This is a genomic window from Variovorax sp. P2_H12, assembly GCF_056403395.1.
This window is the reverse complement of the sequence record NZ_JBFUFO010000002.1, coordinates 221,268-240,648: the sequence shown is the minus strand read 5'-3', so window position 1 is coordinate 240,648 and position 19,381 is coordinate 221,268. Positions and strand designations below refer to the sequence as shown.

Sequence of the window (19,381 nt, the reverse complement as noted above, 5' to 3'; positions counted from 1 at the left end):
GCGGGGAGCCTGAGGTAGACCCTATGCGTGCAGCGAGGCCGCAATCGCCCGGACGCGTGCGGCTCGAATCGCCGACGCGATCTCCGGCCCCTGGTCGCCGCGTGCCAGCGCCTCGCGCGCAATCGGCGCCGTGGCCACTTCCTGGGCCGTGGCCAGGGCGGCCCGCAGCCTCGCGCGCGGCGGATACGCCTCTTCTTCCAGGCCGAGGCGTCCGCGCGCATCGCATTCGCAGGCCAGCAGCACTTCGGCGAAGCGCTCGGGCTTCCTGAAGGCGTCGCAGCGCTCCAGCAGGCGGACGATCGCGGCGGCGTCGAGTCCGCCGCTGCGGTGGATGTTGCCGTGCTCGCGCGCCACCACGTCGGCCAGCTCCCGGACCTCGACCGGCACTCGCCAGCGGTCGCAGACCGCGCGCAGCAGGCGGGCGCTGCGCTGCTCGTGGCCGATATGGCGCGGCAGTACGTCGGCGGGCGTGGTGCCCTTGCCGAGGTCGTGCACCAGGCAGGCGAAGCGAACGCCCAGCGGCGCCGAGAGCCGCGCCGCCATGTCGAGCACCATCATCAGGTGCACGCCGGTGTCGACTTCGGGGTGGTGGGCCTCGGGCTGCGGCACGCCCCAGAGGCGATCGACCTCGGGCAGCAGCACCGCGAGCGCGCCGCATCGGCGCAGCAACTCGAACATCCGCGAAGGCCGGGTCTCCATCAGGCCGCGCGCGAGTTCCTGCCAGACGCGCTCGGGCACCAGGGCGTCGACTTCGCCGGCCTCGACCATCTCGCGCATCAGCGCCAGGGTGTCCGGCGCGACCTGGAAATCACTGAAGCGGGCCGCGAAGCGCGCGACCCGGAGGATGCGCACCGGATCCTCGCGGAAGGCGTCGGTCACATGGCGCAGCAGCTTGTGCTGCAGGTCGCGCTGGCCGTGGAAGGGGTCGACCAGGTCGGCGGGGTCCAGGTCCAGCCGGTCGGCGGCGGCGATGCGCTCGGCCGGCAGCGCGATCGCGTTGATGGTCAGGTCGCGCCGCGCCAGGTCCTCCTCGAGCGTGACGTCGGGTGCCGCATGGACGACGAAGCCGCGGTAGCCCGGGGCGCTCTTGCGTTCGGTGCGCGCCAGCGCGTATTCCTCGCGCGTCTCGGGATGCAGGAAGACCGGGAAGTCGCGCCCCACCGGCAGGAAGCCGAGCGCGGCCATCTTTTCGGGCGTTGCGCCGACCACGACCCAGTCGTGGTCGCTGCCGTCGCGGCCGAGCAGCGCATCGCGGATCGCGCCGCCGACGAGATAGGTTTGCATGCGCGCAGTGTAGGGCGGCGCGCCAGGGGCTCAGCGTGCCAGGCGGTACGGCTCGTCGATGGTGACGAAGTCCTTTTCCACGAGCGCTTCGTCGATCCAGGCCTTCACGGCCGGCAGCGCGCGGATGCGCTCGACGTAGGCCGAGATCGCGGCGGGCACGGGCAGCCCGAAGGACTTGATGCGCATGCACACGGGCGCGAAGTAGGCGTCGGCAATGCTGAATTCGCCGAACAGCAGGGGGCCGCCGCTCGCTTCGAGCAGGCCGCTCCAGAGTTGCACGATGCGATCGAGGTCGGCCCGCACGCCGGGCTGGTCGCGAAGGATGATCTGGCCCTGCAGGCGAAAGTCGGCCTCGATGTTCATGCCGCAATGGCTGCGCAGCATGAGGAAGCCCGCGTGCATCTCGGCGCACGCGCTGCGCGCCTGCGCGCGCMGCGCGCGGTCGGCGGGCCAGAGCTTCTTGTCGGGATGCGTCTCGGCGAGGTATTCGCAGATGGCGAGCGTGTCGTAGACGACGATGTCGCCGTCCTTCAGGACCGGCACCGTGCCGGTCGGGTTGAGCGGCAGGATCGTGTGCTTGAACTTCGAGTCGGCGCCGAAGGAATCGAAGCGCAGCATGACTTCGTCGAACGCGATGCCGGCCTGCTTCATGAGCACCCAGGGTCGCATCGACCACGACGAGTAGTTCTTGTTGCCGATGTAGAGCTGGGTCATGGCGGTTCTCCGGGGTGGTGCAAAGCCCTTGATGCTAGCCGTGCCACGCGCGCCGATTGATGCCATCGCCGCGCGCTATTGATGCTCAGCCGGGCGGGGTGTCAGAGGGGGGCGGCGGTGCCAGGTCCAGCGTCCGCGGCAGCGCGGGGGCGCTGCCGTGCCAGCGGCGCACGGCGCGCTGAAAGAACATGCTGTTGGGGATCTTCAGCGTGGTGCCCTCCTGCGCGCTGCCGCTTTCCTCCAGCGTGGTGAAGACCAGGTTGATGTCCAGCACGCGGCCCTTGAGGCCCGGCTTCTCGCCGTTCTCCAGCACCTCCACCGTGTCGCCGGGCCAGAACATGCGCGTGGTGAAGATCAACAGCGCGCAGAAGATGTTCGACAACACGCTCCAGGCGGCGAAGAAGGCCACCGCGCCGACGGCGGCGAAGCTCGTGAAGGCGGTCCACAGCACGGTGCCCGAGACCCCCAGCCGCTCCAGGCCCCACAGCAGGGCGCCGCCATAGATCAGGAAGCCGGTCGTGCGGCGCGTGATCAGGGCCACGTTGCCGGGCAGTGCGTAGCTCGTGGTCACGCGCAGGATCACCCGGCGTGCGAGGCGGTACAGCAGCCAGGCGGCCAGCACGATCAGCGCCACCTGCGCCATGGGGATGAGGATCTCCAGCCATTCGGTGGCCCAGGCGGGTAGCTGGGCGCGCAGGCTTTGCAGGGTTCGGTTCACTCCCGTCCTCAGGGCAGGTCCTTGTTCGGCTCGGGTTCGCTGGCGTTGCGCGGGCCTACGCTGCCCAGCCGCGCCTTGAGCGACTGCGGCTGGCCGCTGATCAGCGCCGCGTAGTTGGTGGTGTTGGCGAGCACCTTCTTGACGTAGTCGCGGGTCTCGTTGAAGGGGACGTTCTCGGCCCATATGGCCGCCTCCATCAGCGGCCCGTTGCGCCAGCTGCGCGGCCGGCCCGGGCCGGCGTTGTAGGCGGCCGCGGCCAGCGCCATCGAGCCGTCGAAATCGTCGAGCGCGAGCTTCAGATAGTTGGTGCCGATGGTGATGTTGGTCTCGCGGTCGTTGATCTGGCCCGGCGTGAAGTCGCCCATGCCGATCTTCTTCGCGGTCCAGCGCGCGGTGGCCGGCATCACCTGCATCAGGCCCGAGGCGCCGACACCGGAGCGCGCATCCATGATGAAGCGGCTTTCCTGCCGGATCAGGCCGTAGACGTAGGCCGGGTCGAGCCCGATCTCCCGGCTCTTGCGCACCACCGTGTCGTGGAACGGCATCGGGAAGCGCTGATCGATGTCGATCACGCCCTTGGTGCGTTCGCTGGTGTTGATGCAGCGGTCCCAGACCTCGCGCTGGCAGGCCAGGTCGGCGGCGGCCAGCAGCTCGCGGTCGCCCATTCCGCCCTTGTCGTGCAGGTTGGTGGCGTAGTTCCACTCGCGCGTGCCTTCGGGGCGCAGCCCGATTCCGATCGCGTAGAGCGCGCGGCCGAGCGACGCGTTGCCGCGCGCCGCGTTCTTCTCCTCGGCCGTGAGCGGCTCCGGCCTGGTCGGCACGGCGGCGCGCTGGCCCAGTTCCTCGAGCGCCAGCAGTTCGTAGAAGCCGCGCGTCCCGGCGATGGTCTCGAACAGGATGCGGGCCTGGCCGCGGCGCTCCTCGCCGCCGCCCGCGAGCAGGGCGCGGCCCTTCCAGTAGACCCAGGTCGGGTCCTGCTGCTGGACCTCGCTCATGCCGTCGATCGCCGCCTGCACGTTCTTCCAGCTGCCGCCGCGCAGGGCCGCGCGCGCCTTCCAGGCGAGCATGTCGTCGCTCAGGTCGCCGGGCCGGGTGACATTGGCGAAGTAGTTGTTGGCCAGCGGCGAGAGCTTGGTGGCGAACTGGCGCCCGATCGCGCCCCAGAGCCAGTTGCGCTCCTCGGTCGACAGCGTGGTGTCCCATTTGCCCTCGAGCTGGGAAGCGGCCACGGCCGGGTCGGCGACCGTCATCTTGATCAGGGCCAGCACCACCAGCTCGCGGCGCGACTTGGCGACCGCGGTGGCGCGGCCGGCCAGGAACCTGCCCGGGCTGGCGTTCATGTCGTCGAACAGCCCGATGGCATCCGGCGCGACCAGGAGCACCGCGGCGCGGGCGGCCTGCGGACGATTGGCCTCGATCGCCAGCCGGGCCTTTTTCCAGGCGTCGTTGGGCGACATCAGGCGGGCGCCGATCATCCGGTCGGCCGCGGTCAGGCAGCCGTCATCGAGATCGCGCTGGGCGAACCAGTTGCGCCGCACCTCGTCGGCCTGGGCCTGGGTCACGCTGCCCGAGCGCAGCGTCTCGACCAGGATCGCGTAGCAGCGCACCTGGGCGTCGTCGTTCATGCGAAAGGCCGGGTGCAGCGCGCTGAAGCTGTCCCAGTCGCGGCGCTGGCCGGCCAGCAGCAGCCAGTCGTTGCGCATCCGGTCTTCCTGGTAGGTCCCGGGATAGCGGGCCAGGAAGTCCTGCACGTCCTGCGCATTCGCTTCTCCGAGCCGCGACTTGAGTTCCCAGTAGGCGGCCCAGGGTTCGAGCGCATGGCCGCGCGCCTGCGGCAGCAGGGCGGCCAGGCGGGCCTTGTCGCCGCGCTGCGCGGCCTGTTTCATCTGCAGCAGGACGTCGTCGCTGCCGCTTTGGGCGCGGGCCGGCTGCAGCATCGCCGCGACGGCCAGCAGCAGCGACAAGGCCAGGGTGGAAAAAGAGGTGGCGGCCGGGCGCCGAGTGGATGCCAAAATGCTTGCGAACTGCATCGGGGGATTATGGACAAGTCAAAGGGTGCCGACACCTCGGAAACGGCCACTTTTCTCAAGGGACAACTGCGAGCTGCGCTGATCGAGCAGCGCCTCGCCATGCCCGACCGCCTCGCGCGCGCTGACCTGCTGCAGCGCGTGATGCGGATCTGGCTGGTGGGACGGCCGGACGCCGTGATCGGCGCCTACTGGCCAATCAAGGGCGAATTCGACCCCTTGCCGGCCCTGCACCGCTGGAAAGAGGACGGCGAACTGCTCGACGAGCCGCAGCGCCGGCGCATCGGCCTGCCGGTGGTCGACCGGGTGCACAAGACGCTGACCTTCCATGCCTGGTATCCAGGCTGCCCGATGGAGAACGACGCCTTCGACATCCCGAAACCCAAGGACACCGAGCTGATCGTCCCGACGCTGCTGTTCGTGCCCTGCCTGGGCTACAGCGCCGGTGGCTACCGGCTGGGCTACGGCGGCGGGTTCTACGATCGCACGCTGGCGGCGCTGGAGCCGCGGCCGTTCACGGTCGGGCTGGGCTTCGCGAATGGCTTCATCGACGATTTCGAGCCGGAGGCGCATGACCTTCCGCTTGACGCCATCCTCAACGACAACGGAGTCGTCTGGCCGATTGGTTGAGCTCGCCCCCAGGTTGCCCGGCACTGCGTGTCCGGGCGCCCACCCCCGACCGGGGGCAACACCTGCGGCCCGGCGAAGCCGGTTCCGCGGTGTTTCACGAAGGGGCCTGGCTGCGCCGGCCGCGTGAAGACTAATCCAGCTGATCCACGGTGTCGGGGTCCGGCACTTCGCCGATCGTCTCGCGCGTGGTGGCGGCCTGGCCCTGCAGCCATTCACAGAAGGCCTGGATCTCGGGGCGCGGCGCGCTGCGCGGGCCCGTGATCAGCCAGTAGGCCATCGGTGAATCCATCCGGTGCTGCGGCAGCACCTCGACCAGGTCGCCGTTGGCCAGGCTTTCGGCGATCAGCGAGCTGCGCGCCAGCACCACGCCCTGGCCGGTCAGCGCGGCCTGCACCATCTGGTAGGCGTAGTTGAAATAGAGCCAGCGCCGCGGCTGCGCGCGCGGCATGTCGTTGACCTCGAACCAGCGCCGCCAGGTCAGCCACTCGAGGTGCGTGCGGTGGGCGTCGCCGGCCTCGATCAGCGTGAAGCGCGTGATGTCCACCGGCGCCTTGATCGCCGGGTTGCTCTTGATCAGCCAGGGGCTCGCCACCGGCGTGATCGTTTCGCCGAAGAGGCGCAGCGCCCCGGCCGGCATGTTCTCGCGCGGACCGTAGCGCAGGGCGATGTCGACGTCGGCGATGTCCATGTCGAGCGCCGCGTCGCTGGCATCGATGCGGATGTCGATTTCCGGATTGTCGCGCTGGAAGGCCTCGAGCCGCGGGATCAGCCACATCGAGGCGAAGGAGGCGAAGGTGGTGAGCGAGACACTCTTGCGCCCCGCGTTCTGCCGGATCTGGCGCACCGCGCCGTCGATGCGCGGCAGCGACTGCTGCACCGCCAGCAGCAGCTGGGCACCGGCGCCCGTGAGCTCGACCGCCCGGGTGTGGCGCAGGAACAGGCCGACGCCGACCTCTTCCTCGAGCGACTGGATCTGCCGGCTCACGGCCGACTGGGTCAGCGCCATTTCCTCGGCGGCGGCGCGGAAGTTCAGGTGCCGGGCGACGGCCTCGAAGGCGCGAAGATGACCGGCCGCGATAGGCCGTGAACGCAGGTGGGTCTGGGAGTGGAGCATGGGCGGGAGGGGCTTCAGCTGGAAGTTGGATTGATGCGAAACCGGAATCAGTAGGCTACCGCGTTTTCATTGGACTGCCAACGAGCGTGCGCCGATCATTCATTCCCGAAGCGCGCCATTGCGTGCTGCAAATCCTCAGGAGTCCACCATGTCCGCTGTCTGCACCTCTACATCGCTTCCGTCCGCTGCGCTGGCCCGTCCGGCGGCCGTGCCGCCGGCCGTTCGCCGCGGTGCATGGCAACTCGATGCCGGCCATGCGATGAGCCTCAGGGCCGCCAGCGCGAGCGTGCTGCGGATCCGCCAGGGCCGGGTCTGGGTCACCCGCGACTCTACGGCGCACTCAGCCAGCGAGGACCTCGTGCTGGCCCCGGGCGAGTCGCTGGCGGTCGCCGCCGGCGAACGCATCGTGATGGAGCCGTGGGACGGCAACGGCGCGACCTACAGCTGGGACGCCGCCTGAGCGCCCTCGGGGAGCCTGTGGGGGGGGCAGGCCGACGCCGGGCCGCCCCAAGGCGGCCTGCGGCCCCCTTGGGGGGCAGCGACCCACACGAAGCGGGGTAGCGTGGGGGCCAGATGGCAGCGCCGCTGCGCCAGAGCGCCCTCGAACAGAACCCGCAGGTCGGTGTGCCGCCTATCGGCTTCCAGTCGGGCCATCAGTGACTTCACGGATCCGGGCGGTCCCTCGAAGTGTTCGGGGCCGAAGTGGCGCGGAAATGTCAAAAGACACAGGGCGCTGGTCGCGATGCTGTTGATGCCTCTCTACCGGCGCGCCGAACGCGCCCGCATGGTGCGCGACTGGGCCGAGTTCCCCTTCAACCAGCAGCACATCGCCGACGCGCTCGGCCTGTCGCTGGTGCACAACAACAAGACCCTGCGTCGCCTCCAGCGACTGGGTCTCTGCAAGCTCGACAGCGGCTGGCTGCGCATTCTGGAGCCGCAGGCCCTGGAGACCCTGGGCGACTACTTCGAGCGGCCGATGCTGCCGGCGCCGTTGATTTGAATTAAGAGGGCGGGTAGAGGCCGGTCTTGCGCAGCGCCCGGCCGATGTTGTAGTAAAGCCGAGAGCCCGGCTTCGACTTCAAAAGGCCGCTCAGCAGCCAATCGGCATCGATCATTTCCATGGCAGCCTGAAGGAAAAGGTTGGACCTCGATTCATCGCTCTGCAGGCGCGCGAAATAGCCTTTCCGGTCGACATGGTCGTTCAGCAGCCAGGAAAGGATGATCCCCTTGGCACGCCTCTGTGCCCCTTTTGCGAGCGGATGTCCCGCGGATCTCAATTGCTCTTCGATCAGCCTGTACATGAGCGGCCAGCAATCCGTCGTGATGGACTGTGACTTCACCGCGTCCTGATCCGGGTGTTTGCGCCAATAGTTGATCGGTCGATTGGTGGCGTGCAGTTTGAAGAACGCCGCGTTTCCATAGATCCACAGCCAGTCATTTCCGCTGTGTGGCCGGCTCACGAACGGATGCTTCAATGCCGTTGCTCTCCGGATGATCGACAGCACGGAGAATCCGGGTCCGTTGATCACCGCATCGGCCATCAGATCGAGCGAGGACATCTTGCCTTGCGCAAATGTTCGGAAGGTGGTCGGCTTGTCCGGATCGTCCGTGAAGGTGCAGAGCGACCCGAAATAGACGTCCAACTCCGGGTCGGTGGCGTAGGCGGCGGCGAACCCGCTGTAGGCGTCCGGTGCGATCACATCGTCGCTGCACAGGACCGAGACAAATTCCCCTTGGGCGAGTTCGATGCCCCGATTCCAGTTCGCGAAGAGTCCGACGTTCTTTTCGTTCTTGTGATACTTGATCCTGCTGTCGCCGAATGATTCGACGATGGCGCGAAACTCATCATGGTCGGAATTATCGTCGACGACGATAATTTCCTGACATCCATCGACGCCCAATGCAGAGCCCAGGGCCTGACGAAATCCGAATACCCGCATGTAGACGGGTATGACTATGGAATAAGTTGGCTTCTTCATTTATTGATTGACGTTGGTCGCTTCCTGCTTGCGCAGCATGAAAATCCTGAACAAGAAATATGAGGAATACATCACGATTCCCCATGTCGCGTTCAGGATTGCGCATAAAAGCACGTTTCTCGTTGTTGAAAGATCGAGCATCAATATGAAAATTATTTGCGCCGCGATGCTCAGGGGTATGCTGATGATGGGTGAAATTATCCATCCTCGCGCAATGGAGCAGGAATAGAGGAAGCCGACCATCATCAATATGCAGCTACCGAGCGCGCTCAGGAAGACCTCATGGGTCAAATTCGAATAGTTTCGCCCTAACAGGAACAGCGACTGGGTTGGGAACATGTAGACCAAGGCGGGTATCACCACGACAAAAAACGCCGATCCGAGGCATATTCCGATGAAAGCCTTGAGCAAGTCCGTTGAATTGTTGGGCAATCTTGCGAACCAGGGGCTGATCAGGGCCCCAAACACGGAAGAGATCACGGTGAGGATGGCTGCAAGCCGCCCCAAGGCGCCGATCTCTGCGATCGACGAAGTGTTGCCGTAGATGGAGATGAGCCAGATTGAAATCTGCCCGGCGATGCAGTAGTAGAGCGTGCCGGGCAGGGTTCGCCTGACCATGCTCAATATGTCTTTTTTGACTTCGGGATCTGGGGGTGCCTTCAGGTCGGCGTACTTTTCTGCGATCTTCCGGAGCCTGAAATTGGCCCAGATTCTGGGTATTCCGTTCGCCAGGATGGCAATCACAGTGAAGGGCAGAAAAAACAGGGAACCCGCGAGCATGATCAATCGGGCGACATTTGCCATGATCGAGTTTTTCTGCAGCGCGATCATGTCCTGATTGAGCCTCGCCGGGATGCCCAGCAGATCTTCGCTCAACAGCGCGTAGAAGGCCGGAATCAAGGCCAGGACGATCAGCGAAGCGACAATCCATCCGGAATCGTGTCGGATGAGAAGATAAAACAATATCGGCAATGAAATCACGAAGGTCGCGATCGAAAATTTCTTGCGCAGATTCATCCCGGTGACCATGACCGAACCCAAGGCCCCCTTGCTTTGCCAAGTGCGTGCGCCATTGGCGAGTACGCCGTTGCTGACGCCGCCATCCGCCACCGCGGCAATGGTACCGAGCATGGCATAGGCCAGTGTATAGAGCGCGTACTCCTTGGGGGAAACCAGCTGGATGATCAGCAGGCCGCTCAAGAGTCCGATCCCCTGAATGAACATCTGCGCCGCGCTGGTGACGGAAAGCAGAATGACCCACCTGAAGAGTCTGGCGAATTTGGGGTGGGCCGCCATGCGCCCGAACAAGGCCTTCATCGTGCGTGTGTTTCGAGTTCCCGTTGGCTGGCTGTCAGGGGTGGTGCATTCAATTTCGGCACCAGGATCAAATCAACTGTTCTTGTAGACCCGGCCGATGGCCGACGCGATCTTGAGGCAGAGCTGGCGTTTTGCGAGTTCGGAATCCGAAAATACCCGGATAGGTGCATTCGAAAAGCGAAAATACCATTTGCTCGCCGACGTGGGCGGCCTGCCGCTCAAGGCTTCGCGGACATGGCGGCCATGCCAGGGTTTGACCGAGCCGATGGCGTGCGACAGGTAGTAGCCGCCGGGGATGAAATCCATGGCTTCCGCCCCGGCCGTGTTGAGCGGCACCTCGCAGACGGTGAGGGCGAAGTTCAATGCGTCCTGATCGGTCGAATGGAACAGCGTCGCGGATCCGCCGGCCTTCAGCGTCTTGGCGTGCGCGTTCTGCGCCACCACCAGGTCGCACAGCCGGCGCCAGAGGGCCAGGAAGTCGAGGTGTTGGCGTGAGACCGCGATGAAGCCGGCGTTGTAGTAGCGCTCGAGCGGGCGCACGGGCGCGACTCCGTGGGGGGCGAAGAAGCGGTTCCACAGCAGCCGCTTGGGATGCCGGGCCGGAAAGCACGCATTGACGTCCTCGATCAGCGAGATGCCATCCTCGGTGAACCAGCCCATGAACGAGGGCCAGTCGCACTTGACCACGATGTCGGGGTCCACATAGGCCACGATGGTCGAGTCCGGCGCATGCCGTTCCAGCATTTCTCGCAGGAAGGTCGGCTTGTAATAGGTGAAGTGCAGGGGCGTGTCCAGCTCCAGCAGCCGCAGCCGCAGCGTCGGCGTGACCTGAAGCTCCCCGGTCGCCTTCTGGTAGCCGGGCGCATCCAGGATCCACGCGGGCAGTGGCCCCCGGAATCCGACCCACAGGTCGCCAACATAGCCTGAGGCGATCAGGGAGTTCGAAAGCGCCGCCACGCCGTAGTGGTAGTTGCCCTCGAAGAGCGTGCAGAGTGCGATGTTCATGAGCGTCAAAGAAGTCCGTCGCCAAGTGTAAACAAATGTACTACATCCGAGGGCATTGCTCGTTCAATGCGAGGCTGTCAGCTCCCGCAGATCGTTTTCGTAGCGCTGCAACCGTCGGGCGGCCTGCTCGCGCTGGGTCGCGCTGGTCTGGTTGTGAAGTGCGGCGATGGTCGCACAGGACTCCTGCCGCAACCTGACCTGGCGATCGCGGGACGGGCCGGGCGGCGGCTCGGCGATCCGCATCACATAGGTGTGAAGCGCTGCCCGTGCCTCTGGGGGAGGCGGTTTCTCGGCCTGGAACCGGACCAGCAGCGCCAGCGCCTCCTGCTGGCGCTGACGGCGGTCGAGGTCCAGCTCGCGCGGATCGAAAACGGATCGCTCCACCTGCAGACGCAGAAATTCACGCTGGCCGGCGTCAAGCCGGCCGTAGAAGTCCTCGCTGCGATCAAGGAACTGGTCGTAGCGCTTTTCGCGCTGCTGGGCGGGGGGGCGATCGAGCCAGTCCTTCTGGTATTTGCCGTTGATCTTCTCGTACTTGCGGGCGAGCTGCGCCAGCTGCGACGCGCCGAGGCCGAGCGCCAGTGCGGCGCCGGCCGGCTCCGCCCGTTCGGCCAGCGCCAGCAGGCGCAGCCGCAGCGCGTCGAACAGCTCGCAGGCCTGGGCCGGTGTGAGGTCGGCGGGTGCCAGCGCCTGCGCCTGCTGCAGCAGGTCGGCGATCTTCGGGAGTTCGTCGCGCCGATGCCAGGCCAGCAACTGCCGCAGTTCGTCGCGCACGCGCGGCGATTGCGCGTGGTCGAAGTCGAGGTAGCCGTGGAGCCACCAGTAGCCGACTTCGGGCAGGCTGTTGTAGGCCAGCTTGACCGTGCTGCAGGCGGCGAGCGCTGCGCCCAGGGCGAGCACGCCGATAATTCGCGCCAGCTTGGCGCAACATTTTCTGGAAAGTGGCATGAATCAGACTCCGCAGGACAACGAGGGACCGGTCGACGTCGTCATCATGGCGGCCGGCAAGGGCACGCGCATGAAGAGCAGCCTGCCCAAAGTGTTGCATCGTTTGGGCGGGCGCGCGCTCGTGGCTCATGTGATCGACACCGCGACGCGCATCGGCGGGCGCCACATCGTGGTCGTGACCGGTCACGGCGCGACCGACGTCGAGGCGGCGCTCGAAGGGGCAGCGGCCGGTACGACGCCGCAGTTCGCGCGCCAGGTGCCTCAGCTCGGCACCGGCCATGCCATGCAGCAGGCGGCGCCGCTGCTGCCTGACGACGGCACGGTGGTGGTGCTGTCGGGCGACGTGCCGCTGATCGGCGACGACACCTTGCGCGCGCTGGCGGCCCAGAGTGCGGGCCGGCGGCTCGCGCTGCTGACCATCCGGCTCGAGGACCCCAAGGGCTATGGGCGCATCGTGCGGGTGCAGGGCTCGCCGGACGGCGAGGGCGAGGTCCAGTCGATCGTCGAGGAAAAGGACGCGACCGAGGCGCAGCGCGCCATCCGCGAGGTCTACAGCGGCGTGATGGCGGTGCCGGCGCGGCTGCTCAAGGCCTGGCTGGCGCGGCTCGACAACAAGAACGCGCAGGGCGAGTACTACCTGACGGACATCGTGGGCTTCGCCACCGTGGACGGCGTGCCGGTGGTTGCGCATCGCACCGACGATGCGCTGCAGGTGGCGGGCGTCAACAGCCCGGCGCAGCTGGCCGCGCTCGAGCGCGCCTTTCAACTGCGCCAGGCCGACGCGCTGATGGCGCAGGGCGTGCGCCTCGCCGACCCGGCGCGCTTCGACCTGCGCGGCACCCTGGCCTGCGAGTCGGATGTCGAGATCGACGTCAATTGCGTCTTCGAGGGGGCGGTGTCGCTGGGCGCCGACGTGCGCATCGGCGCCCACTGCGTGATCGCCAATGCGCGCATCGAGACCGGCTCGGTGATTCATCCGTTCACCCACATCGACGGCGAAAAGGCCGGCGTGACCGTGGGCGAGGGCTCGCGGATCGGCCCGTTCGCTCGGCTGCGCCCCGGGGCCCGGCTGGGCGCCGAGGTGCACGTCGGCAATTTCGTGGAAATCAAGAACTCGACCCTCGGCGCGGGTGCCAAGGCGAATCACCTCGCCTACCTGGGCGATGCCACCGTCGGGCAGCGCGTCAACTACGGCGCCGGCAGCATCACGGCCAACTACGACGGCGCCAACAAGCACCGCACGATCATCGGCGACGACGTCCACGTGGGCAGCAACTGCGTGCTGGTGGCGCCGCTCACGATCGGCGCCGGCGGCACCATCGGCGGCGGCTCGACCGTGACCAAGAGCACCGAGCCGGGCGCACTGACGATCTCGCGCGCCAGGCAGACGAGCTTTGCCGACTGGAAGCGGCCGCAGAAAGCGCCGAAGGCCTGAGAGGCCGGCGCCGGGCCGCCTGCGCGGCGAAGTCCCCGTGCTTCAGGCCGCGCCGGGCAGCGGCACGCTGGGTGCGAACTTGGCCCGCTTGACACTGAAGAAGGCCTTGACATTGCGCACGTTGGCATCGCTCGTGAAGAGACGCTGCGCCAGCGCCTGATAGCCGGGCATGTCGCGCGTGGTCACGATGAGGACGAAGTCCGGGCCGGGCGAGACGCGGTAGCACTGCTGCACCGCGTCGTCGGGTGCCACGCGTTGCTCGAAGGCGTCGAGCGAGGCCGCGTCCTGCCGGTCCAGCGAGACCTCAACCACCGCGGTCAGCAGCGGGCCGATCCGCGCGGGATCGAGGATCGCGACTTCGCTGGCGATCCATCCGCCCGCGCGCAGGCGCCGCACGCGCCTGAGGCAGGTCGGCGGCGAGATGCTGAAGCGCTCGGCCAGCGCCTGGTTGCTTTGGGACGCGTCGCGCTGCAGGGCATCGAGCAATCGAAGGTCCGTGTCGTCTAGATCTTCTGATTTCATTTTTTCAATTCTAATGAAATAAAATTTCTACAAACGAAAATAGGGAAATTTATCGATATTCCATACGAAATTTTGTCAATAAATTTCATATGAACGGGCCTACCATCGCGCATCCAATCGCAGGAGCAGTTCAATGTGTGGCATCGTCGGCGCCGTTTCCGGTCGCAATATCGTTCCCGTTCTCGTGCAGGGGCTGCAGCGCCTCGAGTACCGCGGCTATGACTCCTGCGGCGTGGCGGTCCATGCGGCGGGCCTGCAGCGCGCGCGCACCACGTCGCGCGTGGCCGACCTGCTCGCGCAGGTGCGAGACGACCACATCGAGGGCAGCACCGGCATCGCTCACACGCGCTGGGCCACGCACGGCGCGCCGGCGGTGCACAACGCCCATCCGCATTTCAGCCACGGGCCGGGCGCCGACGCCGAAGCGGCTCGCCCCGGTCGCGTGGCGCTGGTGCACAACGGCATCATCGAGAACCACGAGGCGCTGCGCGCGGCGCTGCAGGCCAAGGGCTACGTGTTTGCGAGCCAGACCGACACCGAGGTCATCGCCCACCTGATCGACAGCCACTACGACGGCGACCTGTTCGAGGCCGTGAAGACCAGCGTGAAGCAGCTCCAGGGCGCCTATGCCATCGCGGCGATCTGTCGCGACGAGCCGCAGCGGGTGGTTGGCGCGCGTGCGGGTTCGCCGCTGATTCTCGGCGTGGGCCAGGAGGCCGGCGAGAACTTCCTCGCCAGCGACGCGATGGCGCTGGCCGGCGTGACCGACCAGATTGTCTATCTCGAGGAAGGCGACGTCGTCGATATCCAGCTGGGCAAGTATTGGATCGCCGACCGCGACCACAAGCCCGCGACCCGCACGGTTCGCACCGTGCAGGCCCACAGCGGCGCCGCCGAGCTCGGCCCCTATCGCCACTACATGCAGAAGGAAATCTTCGAGCAGCCGCGCGCGATCGCCGACACGCTCGAAGGCGTGGAAGGCATCGTGCCCGAGCTGTTCGACGGTGCCGGCGTGGATGGCGCGCCCGGCGCGGCCGCCTGGCGCGTGTTCAAGGAAATCGACCGCGTCCTGATTCTGGCCTGCGGCACCAGCTACTACAGCGGCTGCACCGCCAAGTACTGGCTCGAGGGCATCGCGAGGATCCCGACCCAGGTCGAGATCGCGAGCGAATACCGCTACCGCGACTCGGTGCCCGATCCGAAGACCCTGGTCGTGACCATCAGCCAGTCGGGCGAGACCGCCGACACGCTGGCGGCGCTGCGGCACGCGCGCTCGCTGGGCATGGAGCAGACCCTCACCATCTGCAACGTCGCCACCAGCGCCATGGTGCGCGAGTGCAAGCTGGCCTACATCACGCGCGCCGGCGTCGAGATCGGCGTGGCCTCGACCAAGGCCTTCACGACGCAGCTCGCCGGGCTCTTCCTGCTCACGCTGGCGCTGGCGCAGGCCCAGGAGCGCCTGAGTGCGGCGGACGAGGCACGCTACCTGAGGGAAATGCGGCACCTGCCGGTGGCGCTGCAGTCGGTGCTGGCGCTGGAGCCGCAGATCATCAGCTGGGCGGAGGACTTCGCGCGCAAGGAGAACGCGCTCTTCCTCGGCCGCGGCCTGCACTATCCGATCGCGCTCGAAGGCGCGCTCAAGCTCAAGGAAGTGACCTACATCCATGCCGAGGCCTATGCGGCCGGCGAACTCAAGCACGGGCCGCTGGCGCTCGTGACCAGCGAGATGCCGGTCGTGGCCGTGGCGCCCAACGACGCGTTGCTCGAGAAGCTCAAGAGCAACCTGCAGGAAGTGCGGGCGCGCGGCGGGGTGCTGTATGTGCTGGCCGACGGCGACACGCTGATCGAGAGCAGCGAAGGCATTCACGTGATCCGCATGCCGGGGCACTACGGCGCGCTGTCGCCGCTGCTGCACGTGGTGCCGCTGCAACTGCTCGCCTATCACACGGCGTGCGCGCGTGGGACCGACGTGGACAAGCCTCGGAATCTGGCGAAGAGCGTGACGGTGGAGTAGGGCGCGGCGGGTCGGATTCCACGCGCCCAAAGCGGTCAAAGCGCCCCGGTCAGCCGCATCACAGGTCAGTGCGTTTGCTGTATCGGTGGAGGGAACCACCGTCCACCCAGGACATCGGGCTTGGCGACATACATCCGGAAGTTCAGAGAATAGTCCCTGCCCGCTGGGGTCGGAAGCCAGTTGCTTGGAGGCACGCCCTTCGGCTGCGTCGGCGCCAGCCAGATGCTGGTCGTCCCGTCGGCACTCGGCTTGATGTGCGATACGTTGTTGATGCTGTAGCGGTTGAGGGCGTTGGGAGCCACCCGATAGTCCGGAGTCGTGTAGAGCGTGACCGACCAAAAGCCATGGACCTGAGAGTCCGACAGCCCGCCCTTTGGGAAGCGGATTTCATAAGTCTTGCTGCCACTCAGCGGCTGCTTGTCGCTGTCGGTCAGCCCGATGAAATAGATCGCTTCATTGGCAGTGTTTCCCCACAGCCCGCCGTAGTTGATGACATCCCGGGCGGCCACGTCGTCGCCGAACTTTCCGACGACGTAAGCCACCGACCAGCCACCTTGTTGCGTGCCGAATCCCTTGGCGCGCGCGAGGAAGGCCGGAATGGCCTGGCTCTTCACCACGGCGTCGACGCGGTCCCGGGCTGTCTGGCCTGTCTGTATGTACTTGGCCACCCTGTGCGCTGTCGCCTGGTACTGCGGCCCCTTGGGCATCGGATCAGGGTAACTTGCCAGCACGCTGGAGAGGTTGTCGAATATCGCGACGCCGATGGGCGCCTGTGGCGTGAACTGCGGCACGGGCAGCGGCGGCTCGATGACGATTCCGTCCGGCACGTCCAGCGTGAACTGTTTCTGAAGGCGTTGCGCCTCCGCGGGCTTGCCACGAAGCTCCACGCGCGCAAGCAACTTGGCCTTGCGGGCCGGGAGCTCGACGCGGACAGCGCCCTCGGGGATGGGCGGATGGGTCCCCGTCAAGACCAGTGCGAACTTGCCGTGCGGATGCTGCGGGTAGGTGCGCTGGTTGATGTTGGCGATGACCTCGCCCCATCCGTCGACCAGCTGCGCCGTGTAGTACCGCCCCGTCACCTTGGGGACGTTGAGAATGACCGCATGGGTCTCGTCAACCGCAATCCACGACTCCAGATACGCGACATCCATGTTCGGATTCACGAACTCCGCGGAGCCAAGAGGGTTGTACTTGATGCGGTTGTAGCCGACCTTGTCGACGTTGATGTCGCGGTTTTCCTGCTGAAGAACAAGGTAGCGGCCATAGAGGTACGACCAGGCGTCGACGATGTCCAGGTCGGCAACCTGGCTGACGGCGGCAGGCGCGGCCGTCGTGACGGACGCCTCCGGGGCCTTGGCCGACTGACAACCGGCCAAGCTCGCCGCGACCATGACGACGAGTGAGGGTACGGCTTTGATGCGATGCTTGCAGTGCATGAATTCCTTCGATGGTTGCGGCATGCCGGCGATGCCTGTGGCTCTGGCCCGTATGCTCATTGCACCTTGCTGACCGACGGCGGCGTCCATGCACCCGAGAGCACCTGTTCCTGCGGCCAGTACGTCCGGATGTAGAGCGAGAAGTCCTCGCCCTTCGGCGCGGGCAACCAGTTGCTCTCCTTGTCTGCGCCCGGCGAATCGGATTGCACGTAGAGCGTCAATGAGCCGTCCGCATTCGGCTTGAGGTTCTTGTTCTTGGTGCCGAGCGAGTAGCGCTTGAGCGCGTTGTCGGCAAAGAAGTGGTGCTGGTTGTAGAGCGTCAGCGACCAGAATCCGCGCACCGGCGGCAAGGCGCCTTTGGGGAAGGTCACCGCGTACTTGTTGGCCCCGTTCAGCCTCGCACCCCCTGCGTCCAGGTCCTGGTAGAAGTACTTGGTCTCGTTGACCTTGTTGATGAAGATGTTCGACTTGGCGGCCGCCGTGCGCGTGAAGTAGTCGCTGCCGAACTGCGCGCCGTTGTTTACGGTGCTCCAGTTCGCGGGCAACTGCAGGCCGTAGTTGCGAAACTGGAACAGCGGGTCGACGACCTGCTTGTCGGCGTCGGCCGCGGCCTTCACCAGCACTTCCTTCACGCGCGGGTCGGCCGCGCCGGCTGCGACCAGGGCGCTGGCGCGGGCGTAGATGGCCTCTTCGCCGGGCAGCGGCTTGGCATCCTTGAGGATGGCGCCGAGGGTGTCCCAGAATTTGTCGGGCACGACCCATTTGGTCTCGGTGTCGCCGCCGGCTTCCGCGGGGAACCTCGGCGACTTTGCCCAGTCACGCAGCTGCGTCTTGCCGGTGTACTCGGAGAGCGGATAGGCATTGACGCCTGAGAGCGCCGTCTGCACGTCCTTCTTGTCCTGCGGCGTGTCGTCCTGGTACACGCGCGGAATCAGCACGCCAGTGTTGCTCTTGGCGCGATACACCTTGGTGATGCCCTTGGGCACCGTGCCCTTCCAGTCCGGCCCGACCAGCAGGTAGAAGCCGGGCTTCGTCCCGTACATCTTCCCGAAGTCGGCAAAACCGTCCGTGCGAAGGTCCACGGCCTGGTAGACCCAGAACCGGCTGCCAAAGTCGGGGACCTGCACGACGACCGGACTCTGGTCCAACGCCAACAGCATGAACCCATAGACGACGTCCTGATTGGGGCAGGCCACCTGTCGCTCGTCAGGCGTGATGTAGTCGCTCAGCATCGAGAGCTGATTGGGCGGTCCTACCGGGACGGTTCCGCCCATCAGTCCGGCGTGCGGCAGGTCCTTGAACTTGATGCGCCGGTTGTAGATGTTCGTCATCGGCCATGCCCAGAAATAGACGTCCTTGGCCGCCATCTCGAGGTAGCTGTCGGGCATCTTCACGAGGGCTGCCGCCTGACTGGCCGATGCGGCATCCGCAGCGGGCGCGGCCAGGGGCACGACGAGCAGCAAGGCTGCCAGCGCGGGCAGCACCAGGTTGAACGGGGACAGGACGCTGCGAAATCTCACGGTTTGTTCCTCTGGGCGATGTCAATCGGTGCAGCGTAGCGCAGATTCGGAGGCCGGCCGGACGCCCTGAGGGGCATGCTCGGTTGCCCGTTCGGGAGGCAAGGCGAGTCGAAGAGAGGCGCCTGAGCGTGGGCCCTCAAACTGACGCCGCCGCCGCCGCGAACGCCTCAGATCCCCGCCTGCACCCACTTGAGGCCGAACGCGCCGGGAGCCAGGATGCCCGTCGCCCACACGATGGCTGATGAGATGTTGGCGAGCTGAAAGGTCAGCGCCGGCATTTCGCAGATGCCCGCCGCCAACGGCACGGATGCGCGCAAGGGGCCGAAGAAGCGCCCGAAGAAGACGCCGGCCGTTCCCCATCGCTCGAAGAACCTGTGGCCGCGCGGGATCAGGTCGGGATGGCGAGACAGGGGCCAATAGTGGCCGACGTTGCCCTTCAGCCGTCCGCCTATCCAGAAGGACAACCAGTCTCCCAGGAAGGCTCCGACGACCGCGGCGCACCAGAGCGGCCAGAACGCGATGCCGCTCCCGCCGACGAGAAAGCCGACCCCCAGCAAGATCACGGTGGCGGGCAGCAGCAGCGAAATGAACGCCAGGGACTCCCCGAACGCGAGGGCCAGCACAATGGGAGCGCCCCAGGCCTCGTGGTCCTGGATGACTGCGATGGCCGCTCGAGTGATGTCGTCAAGAGTCATTGGAGAATTTGCGAGTTCTGAGT

At 66.3% G+C, this 19,381-nt stretch carries 19 protein-coding genes; 5 read left to right on the top strand and 14 right to left on the bottom strand.

Annotation, left to right across the window (positions count from 1 at the left end; genetic code table 11):
• Window positions 1-21: 21 nt before the first annotated feature.
• From AC1DYK_RS02730 to AC1DYK_RS02715, 4 genes are all read right to left on the bottom strand, one after another.
• Window positions 22-1,284, bottom strand: coding sequence for a multifunctional CCA addition/repair protein (locus tag AC1DYK_RS02730; protein WP_478164855.1), 1,263 nt, complete (start codon window positions 1,282-1,284; stop codon window positions 22-24).
• Window positions 1,285-1,314: 30 nt separating this feature from the next.
• Window positions 1,315-1,998, bottom strand: a complete 684-nt coding sequence (locus tag AC1DYK_RS02725; protein ID WP_478164854.1) for a glutathione S-transferase family protein — start codon at window positions 1,996-1,998, stop codon at window positions 1,315-1,317.
• Between the two features lie 85 nt (window positions 1,999-2,083).
• The gene (locus tag AC1DYK_RS02720; RefSeq protein WP_478164853.1) at window positions 2,084-2,716 is read right to left on the bottom strand and encodes a mechanosensitive ion channel domain-containing protein; all 633 of its coding nucleotides are present in this window, start codon (window positions 2,714-2,716) and stop codon (window positions 2,084-2,086) included.
• Window positions 2,717-2,724: 8 nt separating this feature from the next.
• Window positions 2,725-4,746 (bottom strand): lytic transglycosylase domain-containing protein, encoded by a 2,022-nt coding sequence (locus tag AC1DYK_RS02715; RefSeq protein WP_478164852.1) that lies wholly within the window; start codon window positions 4,744-4,746, stop codon window positions 2,725-2,727.
• A gap of 9 nt (window positions 4,747-4,755) precedes the next feature.
• Here AC1DYK_RS02715 and AC1DYK_RS02710 point away from each other — a divergent pair, with 9 nt between their 5' ends.
• On the top strand, window positions 4,756-5,373 hold the full coding sequence (locus AC1DYK_RS02710) for a 5-formyltetrahydrofolate cyclo-ligase (protein ID WP_478090311.1): 618 nt from the start codon (window positions 4,756-4,758) through the stop codon (window positions 5,371-5,373).
• Window positions 5,374-5,503: 130 nt separating this feature from the next.
• Here the strand turns inward: AC1DYK_RS02710 and AC1DYK_RS02705 are convergent, their stop codons facing one another.
• The gene (locus AC1DYK_RS02705; RefSeq protein ID WP_478164851.1) at window positions 5,504-6,487 is read right to left on the bottom strand and encodes a LysR substrate-binding domain-containing protein; all 984 of its coding nucleotides are present in this window, start codon (window positions 6,485-6,487) and stop codon (window positions 5,504-5,506) included.
• A gap of 148 nt (window positions 6,488-6,635) precedes the next feature.
• Between AC1DYK_RS02705 and AC1DYK_RS02700 the strand changes: the two genes are divergently transcribed.
• Entirely contained in the window at window positions 6,636-6,947 is a 312-nt protein-coding gene (locus AC1DYK_RS02700; RefSeq protein ID WP_478164850.1) for a DUF2917 domain-containing protein, read from the top strand.
• Here the strand turns inward: AC1DYK_RS02700 and AC1DYK_RS02695 are convergent.
• Complete coding sequence (locus AC1DYK_RS02695; protein WP_478164849.1) at window positions 6,926-7,207, bottom strand: BLUF domain-containing protein; 282 nt, start codon at window positions 7,205-7,207, stop codon at window positions 6,926-6,928. The two genes, AC1DYK_RS02700 and AC1DYK_RS02695, sit on opposite strands and share 22 nt — an antisense overlap.
• Window positions 7,208-7,229: 22 nt before the next feature.
• Between AC1DYK_RS02695 and AC1DYK_RS02690 the strand changes: the two genes are divergently transcribed.
• Window positions 7,230-7,487 carry a helix-turn-helix domain-containing protein gene (locus tag AC1DYK_RS02690; RefSeq protein WP_478164848.1) on the top strand — a complete coding sequence of 86 codons (258 nt, stop codon included), beginning with the start codon at window positions 7,230-7,232 and terminating at the stop codon, window positions 7,485-7,487.
• A gap of 1 nt (window position 7,488) precedes the next feature.
• On the opposite strand, the gene AC1DYK_RS02685 is transcribed toward AC1DYK_RS02690, so the two are convergent.
• From AC1DYK_RS02685 to AC1DYK_RS02670, 4 genes are all read right to left on the bottom strand, one after another.
• Window positions 7,489-8,466, bottom strand: coding sequence for a glycosyltransferase family 2 protein (locus AC1DYK_RS02685; RefSeq protein WP_478164847.1), 978 nt, complete (start codon window positions 8,464-8,466; stop codon window positions 7,489-7,491).
• The gene (locus tag AC1DYK_RS02680) at window positions 8,467-9,783 is read right to left on the bottom strand and encodes an MATE family efflux transporter (protein ID WP_478164846.1); all 1,317 of its coding nucleotides are present in this window, start codon (window positions 9,781-9,783) and stop codon (window positions 8,467-8,469) included.
• A gap of 72 nt (window positions 9,784-9,855) precedes the next feature.
• A complete protein-coding gene (locus tag AC1DYK_RS02675; protein WP_478164845.1) occupies window positions 9,856-10,788 on the bottom strand; it encodes a glycosyltransferase family protein in 933 nt (310 codons plus the stop codon).
• 63 nt (window positions 10,789-10,851) lie between these two features.
• Window positions 10,852-11,736, bottom strand: coding sequence for a DUF6279 family lipoprotein (locus tag AC1DYK_RS02670; protein ID WP_478164844.1), 885 nt, complete (start codon window positions 11,734-11,736; stop codon window positions 10,852-10,854).
• Here AC1DYK_RS02670 and glmU point away from each other — a divergent pair.
• Window positions 11,735-13,171 carry a bifunctional UDP-N-acetylglucosamine diphosphorylase/glucosamine-1-phosphate N-acetyltransferase GlmU gene (glmU, locus tag AC1DYK_RS02665; protein WP_478164843.1) on the top strand — a complete coding sequence of 479 codons (1,437 nt, stop codon included), beginning with the start codon at window positions 11,735-11,737 and terminating at the stop codon, window positions 13,169-13,171. The two genes, AC1DYK_RS02670 and glmU, sit on opposite strands and share 2 nt — an antisense overlap.
• Window positions 13,172-13,213: 42 nt before the next feature.
• Here the strand turns inward: glmU and AC1DYK_RS02660 are convergent, their stop codons facing one another.
• Entirely contained in the window at window positions 13,214-13,693 is a 480-nt protein-coding gene (locus tag AC1DYK_RS02660) for an Lrp/AsnC family transcriptional regulator (RefSeq protein ID WP_478164842.1), read from the bottom strand.
• Window positions 13,694-13,826: 133 nt separating this feature from the next.
• Between AC1DYK_RS02660 and glmS the strand changes: the two genes are divergently transcribed.
• Window positions 13,827-15,707 (top strand): glutamine--fructose-6-phosphate transaminase (isomerizing), encoded by a 1,881-nt coding sequence (glmS, locus tag AC1DYK_RS02655; protein WP_478164841.1) that lies wholly within the window; start codon window positions 13,827-13,829, stop codon window positions 15,705-15,707.
• Window positions 15,708-15,772: 65 nt separating this feature from the next.
• Here glmS and AC1DYK_RS02650 read toward each other — a convergent pair whose 3' ends face one another.
• The 3 genes from AC1DYK_RS02650 to AC1DYK_RS02640 form a co-directional block, all read right to left on the bottom strand.
• Window positions 15,773-17,233 carry a DUF1214 domain-containing protein gene (locus AC1DYK_RS02650; RefSeq protein WP_478164840.1) on the bottom strand — a complete coding sequence of 487 codons (1,461 nt, stop codon included), beginning with the start codon at window positions 17,231-17,233 and terminating at the stop codon, window positions 15,773-15,775.
• Window positions 17,200-18,663: a DUF1254 domain-containing protein gene (locus AC1DYK_RS02645; protein ID WP_478164839.1), complete on the bottom strand. Its 1,464-nt coding sequence runs from the start codon at window positions 18,661-18,663 to the stop codon at window positions 17,200-17,202. The genes AC1DYK_RS02650 and AC1DYK_RS02645 overlap by 34 nt, the downstream gene beginning before the upstream one ends.
• A gap of 167 nt (window positions 18,664-18,830) precedes the next feature.
• Window positions 18,831-19,358 (bottom strand): DedA family protein, encoded by a 528-nt coding sequence (locus AC1DYK_RS02640; RefSeq protein WP_478164838.1) that lies wholly within the window; start codon window positions 19,356-19,358, stop codon window positions 18,831-18,833.
• Window positions 19,359-19,381: the final 23 nt, after the last annotated feature.